This window comes from Pseudarthrobacter chlorophenolicus, assembly GCF_000962805.1.
Lineage (GTDB): Bacteria > Actinomycetota > Actinomycetes > Actinomycetales > Micrococcaceae > Arthrobacter > Arthrobacter chlorophenolicus_A.
Genome location: NZ_JZTW01000001.1, coordinates 458,356 through 475,992, shown reverse-complemented (window position 1 = coordinate 475,992; position 17,637 = coordinate 458,356). Strand labels below are relative to the sequence as shown.

Sequence of the window (17,637 nt, the reverse complement as noted above, 5' to 3'; positions counted from 1 at the left end):
CGTCCGGTTCCGGACCCCATATCGGAACCGCAAACCCCTACACGGGTTGAAAGCAAGGCAGACCATGAGGAGGTGCAGCAGGTGCCGAAGGAATCGGAAAGCGGTGCAGCCGCCGTCGAATTCGCGATCCTGCTGCCCCTCCTCCTGATGCTGGTGCTCGGAACCATCGAATTCGGGCGGGCCTACAACGCCCAGATCACGCTCACCAACGCAGCACGTGACGGTGTCAGGGTCATGGCCATCAATAACGATCCGGCCGGAGCCAGGACGGCCGCCAAGGCCGCAGCCGGTGCCGTTAGTAGCGCCATCCCGGATTCAAACATCACCATCAGCCCCGCCACCTGCGGCACCGACAAGCAGGTGACCGTCACCATCAACTACAACCTGTCCACCATTACGGGCATCGCCGGCCCGTTCCCGATGACGGGCAAGGGGGTCATGCTGTGCGGCGGCTAGGCGCAGACAACAAGGAAGAGGGCGCCGTCTCGGTCATCGTCGCTATCCTCCTGGTGACGTTGCTGGGCTTCGTTGCCATCGCCGTTGACGTGGGGGCCATCTACTCCGAACGCGCGCAGCTACAAAGCGGGGCGGACGCCTCCGCGATAGCGCTTGCACAGAAGTGCGCCAAGGACACGGCAAGCACAGATTGTTCGACGACGTCCACGCTCGCCGGCAGCCTCGCAAACCAGAACGCCCTGGACGGCATGAGCAACGTGTACAGCATCCAGCTCGATAAGGCAGCAAGAACCGTATCGGTGACCACCAGCGCCAAGGAAACCGGAAGCCCGGAAAACTCCGTCTCGCTCTTTTTCGCCAAGGCAATCGGAGTTCCCAGCAAGGAAGTAGGCGCCAAAGCCTCCGCCACCTGGGGAAACCCGACCAAGGGCCCAGTCATCCTGCCGTTGGCCATTGCCTACTGCAAGCTGAACATTCCCGCCGGCGGGACTCAGGGACCGGAGCAGGTACTGGAACAGTCAGTGAACGGCTGCGGAGGCATCCCGGGCGGGTTCGGGTGGATGCAAACCGCCTCAGCCAAATGCGCCATCACGGCAACGGCAGGGGCATCAAGCAACTCCGGCATCTGGTTCGCCAGCGATACCGGCGCCAGCGTCCCCTCCACCTGCAGCGCCGCGGACTTCAGCCAGATGAACAACCAGACCGTCCTCCTGCCGATGTACGACCTGGCAACAGGAACCGGCTCCAGCGGCAAGTACTACATCAAAGGCTTCGCGGCATTCCATGTGACCGGCTACCAGTTCGCCAGCATCGGCTGGACCGCAGGACCGAAAGTGGCCAACAAAACCATCAGGGGCTACTTCGTGAAGTTCGTGTCCCTGGCCCAGGGATTTGAACTGGGCAGCACCCCGAACTACGGCACCACCATCGCCCGCCTCACCCTCTAACCACCACACCACGGAGTAACACAGTGAAGTCTCGCCTGCTCGCCGGAACGGCCGCCGTCGCCTTGGCGCTTGCGGGCGCACTGCTCATCATCGTCTACGCCAACGGCGCTGACGCACGGGCGATGGCCAGCACGAACCCCAAAAAGGTACTGGTCGTGGAGAAGCCCATCCCCGCGGGGACCCCGGTCAACGACATGGCTGCATCCCTGGTCATCCAGGACGTCCCGGCAACGGCAATCGCAGCCACGGCCGTCACCTCGCTGGACAGCAGAGCCGGCACGGTCGCCGCGGTGGACCTGGTGCCGGGAGAGCAACTCCTCGCCGAACGACTCATCGCTCCGGAAGACGCCAAGGCCAAGAGCGGTGTGGAGATCCCGGAGGGGCTGCAGGAGGTCACCTTTGAACTGGAACCCAAGCGTGTGGTGGGTGGCCGCCTTGAAGCCGGAGACCACATCGGTATTGCCCTGAACTACAAGGAAGGCGCGGACAAAACTAAAGCCGGCGCCGAGACCAGCCAATTGACACTCCGCAAAGTCCTCGTAACGGCTGTCCAACGCGCTCCTCAAGCGTCTGGCACCGAGAAACCCGCCGACGGCAGCAACCCCCAGGACACCACCCTCCCGCAGGGATCTTTCCTGGTCACTGTCGCCGTCAGTGACGTCGACGCGACCAAGATCATCTTCACTTCTATCAACGGTGAGCTCTGGCTCACCAAGGAACCACTCGACGCCAAGGACAGCGGCGGCTTCGTCGCCAGGAAGGACACGGTGTACAAGTGAGCCGCTTCGTCCTCCTCTCCCCCAGCGGCGACTTCGACGCAAAGCTGCGCGCCGCCGTCGCGCACGGCCTCCGCGGCTCCGTGCAAACCATCGCCAGCGACATCCTCCCCGCCGGCCCCGCGGAACTCTTCGCCCTCCTCAACCAGGAACGGCCCGAGGTCCTCATCGTCGGCCCGGACGTGCCGTTCGAAGAGGCTCTGCGGTTCGCCAAGGTCTTCGACGTCCAGCTTCCGGGCCTCAGCCTTGTCCTGGTCAGCGACGTCCAGCCTGAAGCCTTCCTGCACGCCATGCGCGCCGGCATCCGCGACATCATCAGCCCGCAGGCGGACCCCGCCGAGATCCGGGTCCTCCTGGAGCGTGCCTGCCAGTCCTTCGCTACCCGCCACCGGACCCCGGAAAGCCAGCAGACAGAAAACGGCGGCCAGGGCCTGGTGATCGGTGTCTTCTCGCCCAAGGGCGGCGTGGGCAAGACCACCCTGGCCACCAACATCGCCATCGGGCTGGGCCAGATCGCGCCGATGAGCGTGGTGATCGTGGACCTGGACCTGCAGTTCGGCGATGTCGCCTCCGGCCTCTACCTGAACCCGGAGCACACCGTCACCGATGCTGTCACCCCGGCCGCTGCCCAGGACTCTCTGGTCCTGAAGGCCTTCCTCACCGTGCACCCCGCCGGCATTTACGCCCTGTGCGCCCCGCCGAACCCCGTGGACGCGGACCACATCACGCCGGACCACATCAGCCGCCTGCTCGAACAGCTGGCCCAGGAGTTCCAGTACGTCGTCCTGGACACGGCTCCCGGCCTGCCCGAGATCGGGCTCGCCGCCATGGAGCAGTGCACCGATGTGGTGTGGGTCAGCGCCATGGACATCCCCAGCCTCCGCGGCCTGCGCTCCGGCCTGGACGTCCTCCGCCAGCTCGAGATCATGCCCGAATCCCGCCACGTCGTCCTGAACATGGCTGACGCCAAAGCAGGCCTCAACGTCCAGGACGTCGAATCAACCATCGGCGCGCCCGTTGACGTTAGCGTCCCCCGTTCCCGTGCCATCGCCCTGTCCACCAACCGCGGCATCCCCGTCCTGCAGGAATCCAGGAAAGACCCGGCCGTGAAGAGCCTCCGCCAGCTGGTGGAGCGGTTCAACCCGGCCTGGCGCACGCAGACGCAGCGCAAACTTCACCGAAGGGTGGTCATCTGATGAAGCTCTCCGAACGCATCAGCGCGGTGCAGAACCGCAGCGAGGCCAGTGCCGGCACGGCCGTGCTTGACCGGCCCGCCGCCGCCGAACCCGTTCGTCCAGCGGTCCCGACGGCGGACGCGCACCTTCCCGCGCAGCCCGCCGTCGCGCCTTCAACGCAGGACGCCGGCGCGCAGCAGGTGCCCACGGCACCGGGCGTGGATGTCTTCGCAGCCATGAAGCTTCGGGCGGCCACCTCCCTTTTCGAACGGATGGGCGCGCGGTTCAATGATGCCGCCGTCACCGAGCAGGAGCTCCGCAGCACCGCCAAGGAAGAGCTGACCCGCATTATCGACGCCGAGCAGGTGCCGCTGACCCCGGAGGAACGCACGCGCCTGGTCCGGGACGTTGCCGACGACGTCCTGGGTTACGGACCACTGCAGCGCCTGCTGGACGACTCCGCCGTCACCGAGATCATGGTCAACCGCATGGACCAGATCTACGTGGAACGCGGGGGCAGGCTGACCCTTACGGACTACCGGTTCAGCTCGGAAGACCACCTGCGCAAAGTCATTGAACGGATCGTGTCCAGGGTGGGCCGCCGCATCGACGAATCGTCCCCACTGGTGGACGCCCGGCTGGAAGACGGATCCCGTGTGAACGCGGTCATCCCACCACTCGCCGTGGGCGGCTCCTCGCTGACCGTCCGAAAGTTCAGCAAGGTTCCACTGACGGTCCGCAACCTCATCGATTTCGGCACCCTCACCCCGGAAATGGCTGAACTGCTCAACGCCTGCGTGAAGGCAAAGCTGAATATCATCGTCTCCGGCGGCACCGGCACCGGCAAGACCACCCTCCTCAATGTCCTTTCCTCCTTCCTGCCCGCCGACGAGCGCATTGTCACCATCGAAGACGCGGTGGAACTGCAGATCCAGCAGCAGCATGTGGTCCGCCTCGAAAGCCGGCCGCCGAATACTGAGGGCAAGGGCGAGGTCACCATTCGCGAGCTGCTCCGCAACTCACTGCGCATGCGCCCGGACCGGATCGTGGTGGGTGAGGTCCGCGGCGGCGAATCGCTGGACATGCTCCAGGCCATGAACACCGGCCACGACGGATCCCTCTCCACGGTGCACTCCAACTCCCCCCGTGACGCCGTGGCCCGTTTGGAAACGTTGGTGCTGATGGCCGGCATGGACCTGCCCCTGCGCGCCATCCGGGAACAGATTGCCTCCGCCGTGAACCTGATCGTCCAGATCTCCCGCATGCGTGACGGGTCCCGCCGCATCACCCACGTCACCGAGGTGCAGGGCATGGAAGGCGACATCGTCACCCTCCAGGACGCCTTTGTCTTCGACTACTCGGCCGGCGTCGACGCGCAGGGCCGCTTCCTCGGAAAGCCCGTCGCCACCGGCATCCGGCCCCGTTTCATCGACCGGTTCGAGGACCTCGGCATCCACGTATCCCCCGCGGTTTTCGCCGGGCCGCTCACCGGCACTGAGACGCAAGGACGGCACTGATGATCCTCGCCATAGGCGCCGCCATCCTGCTGGCAGCCATCTGCCTTCTCGGTGTCGCCGTGCTCCTGCCGAGCGCCCCCATCGTGCCGCTGGACCGCCGTCGTCCGTTCGAGCCCGAACCGCCGTCCGCCCTGAGCAGGTTCGCGCTCTCCGCAGTGCGCTCCCTTGAACGACTCCTTGCCAGACGGAACATCACCTTGTTCTCCCGCCCCCAGCTCGAGAACGCCGGCCTGCGCCTGAGCCAGGCCGAGTTCTTCCTGCTGGTGGGCATCGGCTCCGGCCTTGGCATGCTGGTGGGAACCGTCACCATCAACCCCCTGGTTGGACTTCTCCTCGCTCTGCTGGCCCCGTTCGCGGGCAAGCTGGTGCTCGGCTTCCTCGCCGGCAAACGCCGGGCGGCCTTCGACGGTCAGCTGGGCGACACCCTCCAACTCCTCTCCGGCGGCCTGCGGGCAGGGCACAGCATCCTGCGTGCCATCGACGCTGCTGCTGCGGAATCCCAGAAACCCACGTCGGAGGAATTGCGGCGGGTCATCACCGAAACCAGCCTCGGCCGGGACCTGCTGGCGGCCCTCAACGACACCGCAGAGCGGATGAAGAACGAGGATTTTGTCTGGATCTCGCAGGCCATCCAGATCAACCGGGAGGTGGGCGGAAACCTGGCGGACGTTTTGGACCAGGTCAACGAAACCATCCGCGAGCGCGCAGAGATCAAAGGCCACATCAAGGCCCTGGCCGCCGAAGGCAAGTTCTCCGCGTACATCCTGATCGCCATGCCGTTCGGGATCGTGGCCATGCTGCTCGCCGTCAGCCCCAACTATATGAACTCCATGTTCACGCACCCGCTCGGATGGGCCATGATCGTCGCTTCCTTCGTCCTAATGACTGTCGGCGCCCTGTGGATGCGCAAGATCATCGACCTGAAGTTCTGAGGAGAGCCGTGAACCCGACAATCATCCTCTCCCTGCTCCTGGTCTGTGTCCCCCTCGGAACCGTCGCCTGGTCCGTCCTCACGGCCGACCGGCCGGGCCGTGCCGCCGTCTCCAACCTTTTGGCCCGCGGCGCGGCGCCCACTGCACCTGCCACGGATTACAAATCCGGCCTCCTGGAAGGGATCGGCAGGCGCCTGACGCCCCCCACGTATGTGGCCGCCCTGGACCGGCTGCTCGCGCTGGCCGGCCGTCCGGCGTCGATGCCGCTGGGCAAGGTACTGGGGTCCAAGATCGCACTGGGACTGGCCGGCGTGGGCCTCGGCCTCTACCTGACGGCCATCGGCAGCACGCCCCTGATGAAGCTGGCCGGCCTTTTTGTCCTGTTCCTGGGATACTTTATCCCGGACCTCCTCCTCTACAGCAAGGGCCAGGAGCGCCAGAAGGCCATGCAGCTGGAACTGGCCAACACGCTGGACCAGATGCTCATCTCGGTGGAGGCGGGCCTCGGCTTCGAGGGGGCCATGGCCAGGGCCGGCGAAAACGGGAAGGGACCGTTGGCCGAGGAGCTGGTCCGCACATTGCAGGACATGCAGGTGGGACGCAGCCGCCGGGAGTCCTACACGGCGCTTGCGGCGCGGACCAGCATTCCCGAACTCCGCAGTTTCGTGCAGGCAGTGGTGCAGGCGGACACCTACGGCATTGCCATCAGCAGGGTGCTGCGGGTGCAGGCCAAGGTCATGCGGGTCAAAAGGCGCCAGCGGGCCGAGGAGAAAGCCATGAAGCTGCCGGTGATGATTCTGTTCCCGCTGCTCTTCTTCATTTTCCCGGTTCTTTTCATCGCCATCCTTGGCCCGGCCGTCATTAATACTGTGGTCACTTTCACCGGTCAATAGCTGCCTTGGGAACTGCTGAAGGATCACGCAAGGTTTACACAGGATCAGGCGAGTCAGGACACCGCAGGAATTGCAGGAAGTAGCCTTGAACAATGCACAGTCACGATTCCGGCTCCAGCGCAGGAGGCCCGGTTCCGGGTCCGCTGGCCGCCGGGATCCCCGCGGACCGGGTCACCGCCAGCGGGCGTACCTCCCCCGGTATGGGCCTGCCAGGACAGCCGGCGCCAGCCCAGGAAGCGGTGGGACTCTTGCCGCTGGTTGACGCCGCCGTGCTGGAGGAACTGGAGGAGGAACTCGCGGGCACCGGCATGGCCCAGCGCTTCGCCAGGGACTACGCCGCCATGTGGGACCAGCGCTGCTCCCGCCTTGCCTCCGCTGTTCAACAGCACGACGGCGACTCCGCGTTGGATGCCGCCATCAGCCTCAAGATCAGCTCAGCCATGGTGGGCGGGCTGCGCCTTGCCAGGCTGGCTGAGCTGCTCGAAGCCGTGATCCGCAGCGGTGACTTCAGCCAGGGCAAGGTGCTGATGGAACGGGTTGCCCAGGACGGCAGCCTGACCGTCACGGAACTCCGCAGCACCTACATCCTGGAAACCGGCTAGGAGTCCCCGGGCTGCCTGGCAGGAGCCAGCCGGTAACCAACCCCGCGGACTGTCTGCAGCCACCGGGGCGCCACCTGGTCTTCCTTCAGCTTCCGGCGCAGGTTTCCGATGTGGACTTCGACGGCCCGCTCGTCCGATTCGCTGATGTAGGCGTCCTCGTCGTAGTACTCCCCGCGGACCGCCCGGACCAGGTCCGGCCGCGTGCACACGGCACCGCCGCCCTTGAGCAGCACGTGCAGCAGGTCGAATTCACTGCGGGTGAGGGCCAGTGGTCCACCGTCAGCTTCCACGGTGCGGGTGCGGGTGTTCAACACCAGCCCGTTGTGCTGCAGGACTGCGGCGTTCTGCTGGTGTGCCACCGGCGCAGCAACAGGCGCTGCCCACATGGTGGTGGTCGATTTGTGTGCACCGATCTCCTGCCGCGGCCTGCGCATCATGGCAGAGACCCTGGCCCGCAGTTCCCTGGGCCTGAACGGCTTGGCGATGTAGTCATCCGCCCCGGCATTCAGGGCGGAGAGCAGGTCCGGTTCGTCAGTTCTGCCGGTCAGCATGACCACGTATGCGTTGCTGAAATGCCGGATGCGCCGAAGAACTTCAAATCCGTCGATATCCGGCAGGCCGATGTCCAGCGTGACAACGCTGGCCTGCTTGCTGCGGACCACTTCCACCCCGGCACGCCCGTCATTTGCCGTATGCACCTCGAAGCCGGCCTGGCTGAGAACCCCCTCCAGGAGGTTCCGCACATCCGCGTCATCTTCGATTACTACAGCCACACCTAGTTCGTCGTCCATTACTGTCCCTGAGCCAGGCGGAGATGGCCCCCCTCATCGGCCCAGCGCCAATGCCACACCCGCTCCAACCATTTATACGCTACTAGTAAGTCCAGCTGATGACATCCCTTTCAATACTGGTATTCGAAAGTCAATTATTATGACAACACGTGTGCATTACCGCATGGAAAGGGCTTGGGTAACAGTGGACGGAAGGAATTCGTTGGCGCTCCGGGCCCTTTCCGGGAGGGTATTCGAGGGGAGCTTGGGCATCCTTTATGGCTGATTCCCTGTTCCAGCGCGGACCTGCGCGCTTCTTCCGGGGATTGGGGACCCGGTCACAGGTGGCGCTGTGCCAGTTGCCGCTGACGCTGTTGGTGGCCGCGCTCGCCGTTGCCACACCGTTCGCCTGGCCGGTGCTGCTGCACAGCACGCTCTACATGGCAGGGATTGTCCTGCACGCGCTTCTCTTCGTCGCCTGCTTCCTGGTGCCGTGGGAGCGGCTCGAGCACCGCCCGTACCTGCTGATACCAGTCCTGGACTTTGCCGCCATAGGCTTGCTGCGCAACGGTGCCGCTCCACTCTTGCCTGGCCTGGCGGTCCTGGTGGTGTTCCCTGTGATCTGGCTGTCTGCCTCTGGCATGCTGGCCCGCAGCGGGCTGGTACTGAGCTTTGCCGGACCGGTGTTCATCATGCTTCCCACTTCCCTGGAAAGGCTTCCACACTGGACGGCGGCGGACATCACCACGGTGTTCCTCTTTCCGCTGATGATGCTGGCCGTGTCCCTGGCCATCCGGTTCGCCAGTTCCGGGCTGCGGATCCAGCAACGCGAGCTTGCCGGGAAAGACGCTGAGCTACGGTCACTGCTGCGCCAGAGCCGGGAACGGGAGGAATTGCTCCAGACGGTACTGGACGCCACTGACGTCGGAATTGCCGCCGTCGACCGTTCAGGAAACTTCCTGGTCTCCAACAACCGGCAGCGGACCTTCCGCCGGGCAACGGGCGCGGACGACGCCGTGGCCGGCCAGGGCAACCAGCTGGTCTTTGGCCAGGACAAGACCACGCTGCTGCCGGCAGACAGGCGTCCCATCAGCAGGGCCATCGCCGGCGAATCCTTCTCCGACTACCTCGTGTGGGCCGGCGAGGGTCCGGAGCAGCGGGCGATGTCCACCGCTGCCCGGCCGCTGGTGGCCGAAGACGGACAGCTCACCGGCGCTGTGGTGGTGTACAACGACGTAACGGGCTGGGTGGAGGCCCTGGCTGCGAACCAGGACCTGGTGTCCAATGTGTCGCACGAGTTCAAGTCACCGCTGAACTCCATCATCGGCAACGTCGACCTGGTCCTGGACGAAGTCGCTGCTTTGCCGCCCCACCTGATCCGCCGGCTGGAGGTAGTGCAACGGAACTCAGAGCGTCTGCTCGCCCTCGTTTCGGACCTTTCCGCTACCGCATCGACCGCGCTGAACGTCCACCCGAAACGGACAGACCTGGCCAGCGTGGTGGAAACCAGCATCGGCTCCGCCCAGGCCCTGGCCGAGCGGTCCGGCATCGAACTCGCTGCTGATGTACCGTCACCGCTGTGGGCTTACGCCGACCCCCTGCGCATCGGCCAGGCACTGGACAACCTGGTGTCGAACGCCATCAAATACTCGCCCGACGGCGGCAGGATCAGTATTGGCGCACAGCCCTGCGGCCGCTGGGTGCAGCTCAGCGTCAGCGATACCGGGATGGGCCTGAGCGCATTGGACTCGGCGCGGGTCTTCCAGCGCTTCTTCCGCACCGAGGCCGTCCGCAGTGCGTCCATTGCGGGCGCCGGGCTTGGCCTGTCCATCACGAAGATGATCGTCGAAGGGCACGGCGGCACCATCTCCTGCGAGAGCACCAAGGGCGTGGGAAGTACGTTCACGCTCACCCTGCCGGCGGACGAACCAACGCCGGCGCTCTAGTGGTGGATGGCTGGGCCCACGCCCGAGGGAATCCTTGGCCGTGGAGCCAGGTCGGCGAGGGCCCCGGCCCGAGCTTGCGAGGGCAGGGAGCCGGCATGGACCTGCGAGGTTATGGCGCGGGTGGGGATCAGTGTTCCCGACGTGCCCGGGTGAGTTCAGCACGGGCCAGCAGTTCCGTGTCTGAAGGGTAGGCGACTTCCTCGAACACCAGTGGATGCGGGGCAGCCAGCACGGACTTGGCATCACGCTTTTGGGCCAGCAAGCGCTCATACAGCCACCCGGGCTCCGCGGCCCCCTCCCCCACGTACAGGGCCGAACCGATCAGGGCACGGACCATGTTGTGGCAGAAGGCGTCGGCCTGCACGGTAGCCACGATGGCGCCGTCTTCGGCGCGGGCGAATTCGAAGCGCTGCAGTTCCCTGATGGTGGTGGCACCTTCGCGGGGCTTGCAGAAGGACAGGAAGTTCTGCAGGCCCAACAGCTGTGACGCCCCCTGGTTCAGCAACTCCACGTCCAGCGGATTCTTGTGCCACAGCGTGAACGCGCGTTCCAACGGATCCCACAGCGCCGGGCCGTCAGCGATCCGGTAGCTGTAGCGTCGCCACATCGCGGAGAACCGCGCATCAAAACCGTCAGGTGCCGGTGCGATCCCGCGGACCTGCACTGCGCCCGTCAGGTCTCCCAGCACGCGGTGCAGGGCCCCGCGGAGCCTGCGCGTCATCGCGACGGCAGGATCGACTTCGTGTCCCCGGGCCATCCCGTGCCACTCGCTTTCCGCAAGGTCGAGGTGGACCACCTGGCCCCGGGCGTGCACCCCGGCATCGGTCCGGCCGGCGACGGTCACCCGAAGGGGATGCCGGACCAGCAGTTCGAGGGCATCTTCGAGTGTGCCCTGGACTGTGCGGCGCCCCGGCTGGACGGCCCACCCGCTGAAGGGGCCGCCGTCGTACGAAAGATCGAGCCGGATACGCAAAAACCCGCCGCCCCCTAAAGCGGGGGCCGCGGGTTTTTGGTCGTTCATAGACCTAAGTCTATGCGAAGAAAATCAGCGAATTACTTCGCGTCCTTCTCTTCGGCAGGAGCTTCTTCAGCGGCCGGAGCCTCTTCAGCAGCTGCTTCTTCGGTAGCAGCTTCCTCAGCGGCCGGAGCCTCTTCGGTGGCAGCTTCCTCGGCAGCGGGAGCCTCTTCAGCGGGAGCTTCCTCGGCAGCCGGAGCAGCCTTAGCAGCAGCCTGGGTAGCCTCGGCTACGACGGCCTGCTTCGCGGAAACCGGCTCAAGAACCAGTTCGATGACAGCCATGGGAGCGTTGTCGCCCTTGCGGTTGCCGATCTTGGTGATGCGGGTGTAGCCGCCGTCGCGGTTCTCCACTGCCTGGGCAATGTCGGTGAACAGCTCGTGGACGACGCCCTTGTTGCTGATCAGGCCGAGAACCCGGCGGCGGGAAGCGAGGTCGCCGCGCTTGGCGAAGGTGACCAGGCGCTCTGCGTACGGCTTCAGGCGCTTGGCCTTGGTCACCGTGGTGGTGATCCGCTTGTGCTCGAACAGTGCTGCTGCCAGGTTCGCGAGCATGAGGCGCTCGTGAGCCGGGCCGCCGCCGAGGCGCGGACCCTTAGTGGGGGTAGGCATAATTGTTTCTCCTCATGTGGAAGCCGTTGGGCGGCACACCGTGGTGCTGCCCGCCGGCCAAGGTCTGGTTTAGAGTTCGTCGTCGCCGAAGGCGGCGTCGTCCTCTTCGATTGCTGCGGCGCGTGCTGCGAGGTCAAAACCGGGAGGCGAGTCCTTGAGGGACAGGCCCAGTTCAACCAGCTTTGCCTTGACCTCGTCAATGGACTTGGCACCAAAGTTGCGGATGTCCATCAGGTCAGCCTCGGAGCGGGCAACGAGTTCACCCACGGTGTGGATGCCCTCACGCTTGAGGCAGTTGTAGGAACGGACGGTGAGGTCCAGATCCTCGATCGGCAGTGCCATGTCGGCTGCCAGGGCAGCGTCGGTGGGCGACGGGCCGATCTCGATACCTTCAGCTGCGGTGTTCAGCTCACGGGCCAGACCGAACAGTTCCACCAGGGTGGTACCTGCGGAAGCAACAGCATCGCGCGGGGCGATGGCCTGCTTGGTCTCGACGTCGACAATCAGCTTGTCGAAGTCGGTGCGCTGCTCAACACGGGTTGCTTCCACGCGGAAAGTAACCTTCAGCACCGGCGAGTAGATGGAGTCGACCGGGATACGGCCGATCTCTGCGTCGCCGGACTTGTTCTGAGCTGCCGAAACGTAGCCGCGGCCGCGCTCGATGGTCAGTTCGAGTTCGAACTTGCCCTTCGAGTTCAGCGTGGCGATGTGCAGATCCGGGTTGTGGAATTCGACGCCGGCCGGCGGAGCGATGTCCGCGGCGGTGACGACTCCGGGGCCCTGCTTGCGCAGGTAAGCCACAACAGGCTCGTCGTGCTCGGAGGAAACCGACAGGCTCTTGATGTTCAGGATGATCTCAGTGACATCTTCCTTGACACCCGGAACCGTGGTGAACTCGTGCAGCACGCCATCGATCCGGATGCTGGTTACAGCGGCACCGGGGATGGAGGAGAGCAGGGTACGGCGGAGGGAGTTTCCGAGGGTGTAGCCGAAGCCCGGTTCCAGCGGTTCGATGATGAAACGCGAACGGTTTTCGGAGACTACCTCTTCGGAGAGGGTGGGGCGCTGTGCAATGAGCACTTAGGTTTCCTTTCGGCGAGCATCCGCTATATGACGCAACACAGGTGGTGGAAATTCGGTCTGAGACTTAACGCGCTGGGCTTGCCCGGCCCATTCCTGGTCCGGGCAAGCTCTGCGGCAAAAAGACTTAGACGCGGCGGCGCTTCGGCGGGCGGCAGCCGTTGTGCGCTGCGGGGGTGACGTCCTGGATGGAGCCAACCTCAAGGCCTGCGGCCTGCAGCGAACGGATTGCGGTTTCGCGTCCGGAACCCGGGCCCTTGACGAAAACGTCTACCTTGCGCATGCCGTGCTCCTGCGCACGCTTTGCGGCGGCTTCGGCGGCCATCTGGGCAGCGAACGGGGTGGACTTACGCGAGCCCTTGAAGCCAACCTCGCCAGAGGAAGCCCAGGAAATAACAGCGCCGGTCGGATCCGTGATGGAAACGATGGTGTTGTTAAAGGTGCTCTTGATGTGCGCCTGGCCGAGCGCGATATTCTTCTTGTCCTTCTTACGCGGCTTGCGGACGGCGCCACGAGTCTTTGGGGGCATTTCTTCTCCTACAGAAAGTTATTGGGGAAAGCTCCGTTAATCCCGACGGGGATTTTAACGGGCCTTCTTCTTGCCGGCGACGGTACGCTTCGGGCCCTTGCGGGTACGGGCGTTGGTCTTCGTACGCTGACCGCGTACGGGCAGGCCCTTGCGGTGGCGCAGGCCTTCGTAGCTGCCGATTTCAACCTTGCGGCGGATATCAGCTGCTACTTCGCGGCGAAGGTCACCCTCAACCTTGTAGTTGCCTTCGATGTAGTCACGCAGCTCAACCAGCTGGGCATCGGTCAGGTCCTTGACGCGAACGTCAGCGCTGATGCCAGTGGCGGCCAGGGTTTCGTGTGCACGGGTCTTGCCCACGCCGTAGATGTAAGTAAGCGCAATTTCCAGCCGCTTTTCGCGGGGAATGTCTACGCCAGCGAGACGAGCCATATTGGCGGTACTCCTTGATATAAACCGGAGGTCGTAGGCAGTACACCCGCACGTTACGTACGGCCCCAGCCTCCGACCGGGGGTTAGCTGTCCGGACTCGTTAGAGCTCAATGTTCCAGATCAGCTTGTGCTGCCTTTATTTACTTGCGTGGGTTAGCAACCCAGGGTTTCCTTCAGGGAAGGAAATTAGCCCTGGCGCTGCTTGTGGCGCGGGTTCTCGCAGATCACCATGACCCGGCCGTTACGGCGGATCACTTTGCACTTTTCGCAGATCTGCTTGACGCTCGGCTTGACCTTCATGGCATTCCTTTGCGTGTGGCAGTGGTCAACTGGAGCGGCAATCAGTTCGCACTGAAGCCGCCCAGCAATTTACTTGTAGCGGTAGACGATACGACCACGGGTGAGGTCGTACGGGCTCAGCTCCACCACTACGCGGTCCTCCGGGAGGATCCTGATGTAGTGCTGACGCATCTTTCCAGAGATGTGTGCCAGAACGATGTGCTTGTTGGTGAGCTCAACGCGAAACATCGCGTTAGGCAGCGCCTCGGTCACAACGCCTTCGATCTCAATGACCCCGTCCTTCTTGGCCATACCCTCCGCTAACTGTTGTTGCCGCAGCCCTGCCGGATTGCACCGGCCATGGCCACGAACGTTTTTGTTGGATCGATTGCCTTCAGCGGGCCCAAAAGGGCGTACCAGTCCAGACAACCAACAAGCAACACTACGCCATTTGGCAGCGAAAGTTAAATCCAGCCATGCTAGCGCATCTGCCCGCCGTACGCACCATAATCGCCCGCCGGAGTGCTGACCGGTTCCGCTCGTGCCACACCGTCCAGGATGGCCTGGCGTACGACGTCGGCTGCCGCACTTTGCAGGGTCACCAGGCTTAGTTGCCGGGCGGCTTCGTCCGTGCGGTCCAGGGCCACGGCGCCGGTGGCCAGGCAGAACACAGTGTCGCCGTCCGCCAGGGTGTGCGAAGGATTGAGGGCGCGCGCGAGCCCGGCATGGGACGCGGCAGCCGTCCGCTGGCACTCGGCAACGTCCAAAACCGCATTGGTAGCGACGACGACAAGCGTGGTGTTGAGTGCCGGTGGTTCCGGCGCCGCCGGGGCTGCAACCCTCGGCGTGCTAGCTCGTTCCTCCCCACCGGCCCCCTCGCCTCGCAAGCTCGGCGTGGGAACCCCGCCGTCGTGGCCCCTGCTTAGACGCACGCTGCCGGGCTCCGCCAGCTGGGCCGTCGTGCCAAACGGGAGCCCGAGTGCGTTGACTATGGCCAGCGCGCCGACTACCACCCCGTTGTCCAGCGTGACTGAAGCGGTTCCTACGCCGCCCTTGAACTTTCCCCTGCCGATGAGTGCTCCGGCGCCGGCCCCGACGTTGCCGCGGCCCACGTCGTGCCCTTCCGGTTGTGCCGCAGCGGCGGCCGCAGCCTCGTAGCCCATGTCCGGCGTCGGACGCGCTGTAAAGTCGCCTCCCCTGCCCAAATCGAAGATTGCGGCGGCCGGGACGATGGGCACCACTCCCCCGGGCACGGCGAAGCCGCGGCTGTCCTCCTCGCACCAGCGCTGCGCTCCGGCGGCGGAAGCCAGGCCGTAGGCGCTGCCTCCGGTCAGAACTACCGCATCCACCTGTTGGACCAGGGTGGTGGGGTCCAAAGCGTCAGTCTCATGGGTTGCCGGGCCGCCGCCCTGGACATCCACCGAGCCCACGGTCCCGCGGGGCGGCAGCACCACCGTCACTCCCGTCAGCCAACCGTCACCGGTCTTGTGGACATGGCCCACCCGGATACCGGGGACGTCGGAGATGCTTCCCATCCCCCTATTGTCCCTCCAGTTGGCGCGCCCCTGCCGCAATGGCGATCTTTGTGCGAGACTGCTCTCAACACAGCGTTAACGGGCGACGAAGCCTTGGATAACAGTCCCCTGACAAGGGCATATGCGGGTTTCAGCCCCCCGACGGTCTGGTGTAGTAGTCCCTAGATCAAGCCAGGGCCGGCCACGAGCAGGCTCCCCGACCCCGGGAGAGACACGCATGACCCGTCAACTCGCCCCGAAACCCCCGGCCAGAACCAACCGGCCTCCGGGGCGTTCCGGCAACGTACCAAGGCGCCGATGGACTGCACGGTCCCGCCGCGATTTCTTCGTATTCCTTGCCATGGCGCTGCCCAACCTGGTCCTGATCGCCGTCTTCACCTACCGCCCGCTGTTCAGCAATATCTACTACTCGACGCTGGACTGGACCCTGGGGTCGCCCACGGCCACGGTGGTGGGTCTTGGCAATTACGTCACTTTTTTCAGCAGCAATGATGCGCCCAAGGTCCTGGGCACCACAGCCGTGTTCACCGTGGTGACCGTGGGCGGTTCCATGCTGCTCGGTTTGCTGGTGGCATTGGCGCTGAACGCCAAAGTGCGCGGCACCACGTTTGCCCGCTCAGCCGTCTTCGCCCCCTACGTGCTGTCCGGGGTCGGCGTAGGCCTGGTGTGGCTGTTCATCTTCGACCCCGGCTACGGCGTCCTGGCCTGGCTGCTCCGGGGCCTCGGGCAGCAGAGCCCGCAGTGGATCAACGATCCCCAGCTCTCGCTGGTCATGGTCATCCTGGTCTATGTCTGGAAGAACCTGGGCTACTGCGCCGTGGTCTACCTGGCGGGCCTGCAGTCCCTTCCGCAGGAAGTCATGGAGGCCGCATCCCTGGACGGCGCCAATGGATTCCGCCGCTTCATCAGCATCTCGTTGCCACTGCTCTCCCCCACCACATTCTTCCTCCTGATCACCACCCTGCTCAGCTCCCTGCAGGCGTTCGACCTCATCCGCATCATGACGCCGCTGGGCACCGGCACCAGCACCCTGATCTATGAGGCATACCTGCAGGCCTTCGGCGCCTACAACAGGGCCGGATACTCGGCAGCCATTTCCGTGGTGCTGTTCGCCATCCTCCTGGTCATCACCGTGCTCCAGCTGCGGTTCGTGGAACGAAAGGTGCACTACTCGTGACCTCCCTCTCACCCGTCAGCCCTGATCCGGCCACACCGGCTGTCACTCCCCCGGAAAGCGCCCCCGTCCGCGACCGCCCGCTGTCACGGCGCAACCTGGCCAAGACCGTGGCGGGCGGCTACGTGCCGCTGCTCATCGCAACACTGGTGGTCTTCCTGCCCCTCCTGTGGATGGTGCTGAGCTCCTTCAAACAGGCAGGCGAAATCGTCACTACGGACCTGAAGATCTTTCCGGAGGGCCTGAACCTGGAGAACTACCGGACCGCCATGACGACTGTCCCGTTCGGGCAGTTCTTCCTGAACAGCACCATTGTCACCGTGGCGGGGGCCACCATCAAGGTGATCCTGGCGGTCCTGACGGCGTACGCCCTGGTCTTTGTGCGGTTCCCGTTCCGGAACTTCATCTTCCTGCTGATCCTGGTTGCACTCATGGTTCCCCCGCAGGTGTCAATCCTGCCCAACTTCATCCTGATCGCAGGGATGGGCGGCAAGAACACCCTTTGGGGAATCATCCTTCCCGGGCTCGGCACGGCCTTCGGCACCTTCCTGCTTCGCCAGCACTTCCGTACCCTGCCGGGTTCCATCCTCGAGTCGGCCGAGATGGACGGCGCGGGCCACTGGAGGCGCCTGTGGCAGATTGTGGTCCCCGTGTCGGTTCCGTCGATCGCCACCGTGGCGCTGGTGACGATCGTGACCGAGTGGAACGACTACATCTGGCCGCTCATCATCACCGACCGGCCAGAAACCATGACACTCCCCGTGGGACTGACGCTGCTGCAGAACAGCGAGAGCAACGCGGCCGGGTGGGGTGTCCTGATGGCGGGCGCGGTCCTGGTCATCGTCCCGATCCTGATCGTTTTCGCGGCCCTGCAGCGCTACATCGTGGCAGGCCTTACCCAAGGAAGCGTCACCGGCTAAGCTGCCGGCCGCCGTCGTGCCCTCCACCCCGACCTTCACCTTCCAAAGGCA

The 17,637-nt window shown here is 64.7% G+C and carries 20 protein-coding genes; 11 read left to right on the top strand and 9 right to left on the bottom strand.

What is annotated here, in order from left to right; genetic code table 11:
* The first annotated feature begins 81 nt into the window (after nt 1–81).
* From UC32_RS02235 to UC32_RS02200, 8 genes are all read left to right on the top strand, one after another.
* Nucleotides 82–456: a TadE/TadG family type IV pilus assembly protein gene (locus UC32_RS02235; RefSeq protein ID WP_045729864.1), complete on the top strand. Its 375-nt coding sequence runs from the start codon at nt 82–84 to the stop codon at nt 454–456.
* A complete protein-coding gene (locus UC32_RS02230) occupies nt 444–1,403 on the top strand; it encodes a TadE/TadG family type IV pilus assembly protein (RefSeq protein ID WP_045729597.1) in 960 nt (319 codons plus the stop codon). The genes UC32_RS02235 and UC32_RS02230 overlap by 13 nt, the downstream gene beginning before the upstream one ends.
* A gap of 23 nt (nt 1,404–1,426) precedes the next feature.
* Nucleotides 1,427–2,182: a Flp pilus assembly protein CpaB gene (gene cpaB, locus UC32_RS02225; RefSeq protein WP_045729596.1), complete on the top strand. Its 756-nt coding sequence runs from the start codon at nt 1,427–1,429 to the stop codon at nt 2,180–2,182.
* Complete coding sequence (locus tag UC32_RS02220) at nt 2,179–3,375, top strand: AAA family ATPase (protein ID WP_045729595.1); 1,197 nt, start codon at nt 2,179–2,181, stop codon at nt 3,373–3,375. Before cpaB ends, UC32_RS02220 begins: the two co-directional genes overlap by 4 nt.
* Nucleotides 3,375–4,871: a CpaF family protein gene (locus UC32_RS02215; protein ID WP_045729594.1), complete on the top strand. Its 1,497-nt coding sequence runs from the start codon at nt 3,375–3,377 to the stop codon at nt 4,869–4,871. The genes UC32_RS02220 and UC32_RS02215 overlap by 1 nt, the downstream gene beginning before the upstream one ends.
* On the top strand, nt 4,871–5,803 hold the full coding sequence (locus UC32_RS02210) for a type II secretion system F family protein (RefSeq protein ID WP_045729593.1): 933 nt from the start codon (nt 4,871–4,873) through the stop codon (nt 5,801–5,803). The genes UC32_RS02215 and UC32_RS02210 overlap by 1 nt, the downstream gene beginning before the upstream one ends.
* An 8-nt stretch (nt 5,804–5,811) precedes the next feature.
* Entirely contained in the window at nt 5,812–6,696 is an 885-nt protein-coding gene (locus tag UC32_RS02205) for a type II secretion system F family protein (protein WP_045729592.1), read from the top strand.
* A gap of 92 nt (nt 6,697–6,788) precedes the next feature.
* On the top strand, nt 6,789–7,298 hold the full coding sequence (locus tag UC32_RS02200) for a hypothetical protein (RefSeq protein WP_045729591.1): 510 nt from the start codon (nt 6,789–6,791) through the stop codon (nt 7,296–7,298).
* On the opposite strand, the gene UC32_RS02195 is transcribed toward UC32_RS02200, so the two are convergent.
* Entirely contained in the window at nt 7,295–8,089 is a 795-nt protein-coding gene (locus UC32_RS02195; protein ID WP_045729590.1) for a response regulator transcription factor, read from the bottom strand. The genes UC32_RS02200 and UC32_RS02195 overlap by 4 nt on opposite strands.
* 257 nt (nt 8,090–8,346) lie before the next feature.
* On the opposite strand from UC32_RS02195, the gene UC32_RS02190 reads away from it, so the two are divergent.
* Nucleotides 8,347–10,014 carry a sensor histidine kinase gene (locus UC32_RS02190; protein ID WP_045729589.1) on the top strand — a complete coding sequence of 556 codons (1,668 nt, stop codon included), beginning with the start codon at nt 8,347–8,349 and terminating at the stop codon, nt 10,012–10,014.
* A 127-nt stretch (nt 10,015–10,141) separates the two neighbouring features.
* Here UC32_RS02190 and truA read toward each other — a convergent pair whose 3' ends face one another.
* The 8 genes from truA to UC32_RS02150 form a co-directional block, all read right to left on the bottom strand.
* On the bottom strand, nt 10,142–11,035 hold the full coding sequence (gene truA, locus UC32_RS02185) for a tRNA pseudouridine(38-40) synthase TruA (protein WP_045729588.1): 894 nt from the start codon (nt 11,033–11,035) through the stop codon (nt 10,142–10,144).
* A 32-nt stretch (nt 11,036–11,067) separates the two neighbouring features.
* Nucleotides 11,068–11,640 carry a 50S ribosomal protein L17 gene (rplQ, locus tag UC32_RS02180; protein WP_045729587.1) on the bottom strand — a complete coding sequence of 191 codons (573 nt, stop codon included), beginning with the start codon at nt 11,638–11,640 and terminating at the stop codon, nt 11,068–11,070.
* 69 nt (nt 11,641–11,709) lie between these two features.
* Nucleotides 11,710–12,720: a DNA-directed RNA polymerase subunit alpha gene (locus UC32_RS02175; protein WP_013601812.1), complete on the bottom strand. Its 1,011-nt coding sequence runs from the start codon at nt 12,718–12,720 to the stop codon at nt 11,710–11,712.
* 127 nt (nt 12,721–12,847) lie between these two features.
* Nucleotides 12,848–13,249: a 30S ribosomal protein S11 gene (gene rpsK / locus UC32_RS02170; RefSeq protein ID WP_009358720.1), complete on the bottom strand. Its 402-nt coding sequence runs from the start codon at nt 13,247–13,249 to the stop codon at nt 12,848–12,850.
* Nucleotides 13,250–13,303: 54 nt separating this feature from the next.
* Complete coding sequence (rpsM, locus tag UC32_RS02165; RefSeq protein WP_003803743.1) at nt 13,304–13,678, bottom strand: 30S ribosomal protein S13; 375 nt, start codon at nt 13,676–13,678, stop codon at nt 13,304–13,306.
* Between the two features lie 186 nt (nt 13,679–13,864).
* Entirely contained in the window at nt 13,865–13,978 is a 114-nt protein-coding gene (gene rpmJ, locus UC32_RS02160; RefSeq protein ID WP_009358722.1) for a 50S ribosomal protein L36, read from the bottom strand.
* Between the two features lie 69 nt (nt 13,979–14,047).
* Entirely contained in the window at nt 14,048–14,269 is a 222-nt protein-coding gene (gene infA / locus UC32_RS02155) for a translation initiation factor IF-1 (protein WP_009358723.1), read from the bottom strand.
* A gap of 167 nt (nt 14,270–14,436) precedes the next feature.
* Entirely contained in the window at nt 14,437–15,492 is a 1,056-nt protein-coding gene (locus tag UC32_RS02150; protein WP_045729586.1) for a P1 family peptidase, read from the bottom strand.
* Between the two features lie 217 nt (nt 15,493–15,709).
* Here UC32_RS02150 and UC32_RS02145 point away from each other — a divergent pair, with 217 nt between their 5' ends.
* A complete protein-coding gene (locus UC32_RS02145; RefSeq protein ID WP_200896295.1) occupies nt 15,710–16,669 on the top strand; it encodes a carbohydrate ABC transporter permease in 960 nt (319 codons plus the stop codon).
* On the top strand, nt 16,666–17,586 hold the full coding sequence (locus UC32_RS02140) for a carbohydrate ABC transporter permease (protein WP_045729584.1): 921 nt from the start codon (nt 16,666–16,668) through the stop codon (nt 17,584–17,586). The genes UC32_RS02145 and UC32_RS02140 overlap by 4 nt, the downstream gene beginning before the upstream one ends.
* Nucleotides 17,587–17,637: the final 51 nt, after the last annotated feature.

Excerpts from the sequence above, each read along its gene's own strand:
- rplQ (WP_045729587.1), bottom strand. The coding sequence starts at position 11,640 with ATGCCTACCCCCACTAAGGGTCCGCGCCTCGGCGGCGGCCCGGCTCAC.
- UC32_RS02195 (WP_045729590.1), bottom strand. The coding sequence starts at position 8,089 with ATGGACGACGAACTAGGTGTGGCTGTAGTAATCGAAGATGACGCGGAT.
- UC32_RS02210 (WP_045729593.1), top strand. The coding sequence starts at position 4,871 with ATGATCCTCGCCATAGGCGCCGCCATCCTGCTGGCAGCCATCTGCCTT.
- infA (WP_009358723.1), bottom strand. The coding sequence starts at position 14,269 with ATGGCCAAGAAGGACGGGGTCATTGAGATCGAAGGCGTTGTGACCGAG.
- rpmJ (WP_009358722.1), bottom strand. The coding sequence starts at position 13,978 with ATGAAGGTCAAGCCGAGCGTCAAGCAGATCTGCGAAAAGTGCAAAGTG.
- UC32_RS02200 (WP_045729591.1), top strand. The coding sequence starts at position 6,789 with ATGCACAGTCACGATTCCGGCTCCAGCGCAGGAGGCCCGGTTCCGGGT.
- UC32_RS02145 (WP_200896295.1), top strand. The coding sequence starts at position 15,710 with ATGACCCGTCAACTCGCCCCGAAACCCCCGGCCAGAACCAACCGGCCT.
- truA (WP_045729588.1), bottom strand. The coding sequence starts at position 11,035 with ATGAACGACCAAAAACCCGCGGCCCCCGCTTTAGGGGGCGGCGGGTTT.
- rpsM (WP_003803743.1), bottom strand. The coding sequence starts at position 13,678 with ATGGCTCGTCTCGCTGGCGTAGACATTCCCCGCGAAAAGCGGCTGGAA.
- rpsK (WP_009358720.1), bottom strand. The coding sequence starts at position 13,249 with ATGCCCCCAAAGACTCGTGGCGCCGTCCGCAAGCCGCGTAAGAAGGAC.
- UC32_RS02215 (WP_045729594.1), top strand. The coding sequence starts at position 3,375 with ATGAAGCTCTCCGAACGCATCAGCGCGGTGCAGAACCGCAGCGAGGCC.
- UC32_RS02150 (WP_045729586.1), bottom strand. The coding sequence starts at position 15,492 with ATGGGAAGCATCTCCGACGTCCCCGGTATCCGGGTGGGCCATGTCCAC.
- UC32_RS02190 (WP_045729589.1), top strand. The coding sequence starts at position 8,347 with ATGGCTGATTCCCTGTTCCAGCGCGGACCTGCGCGCTTCTTCCGGGGA.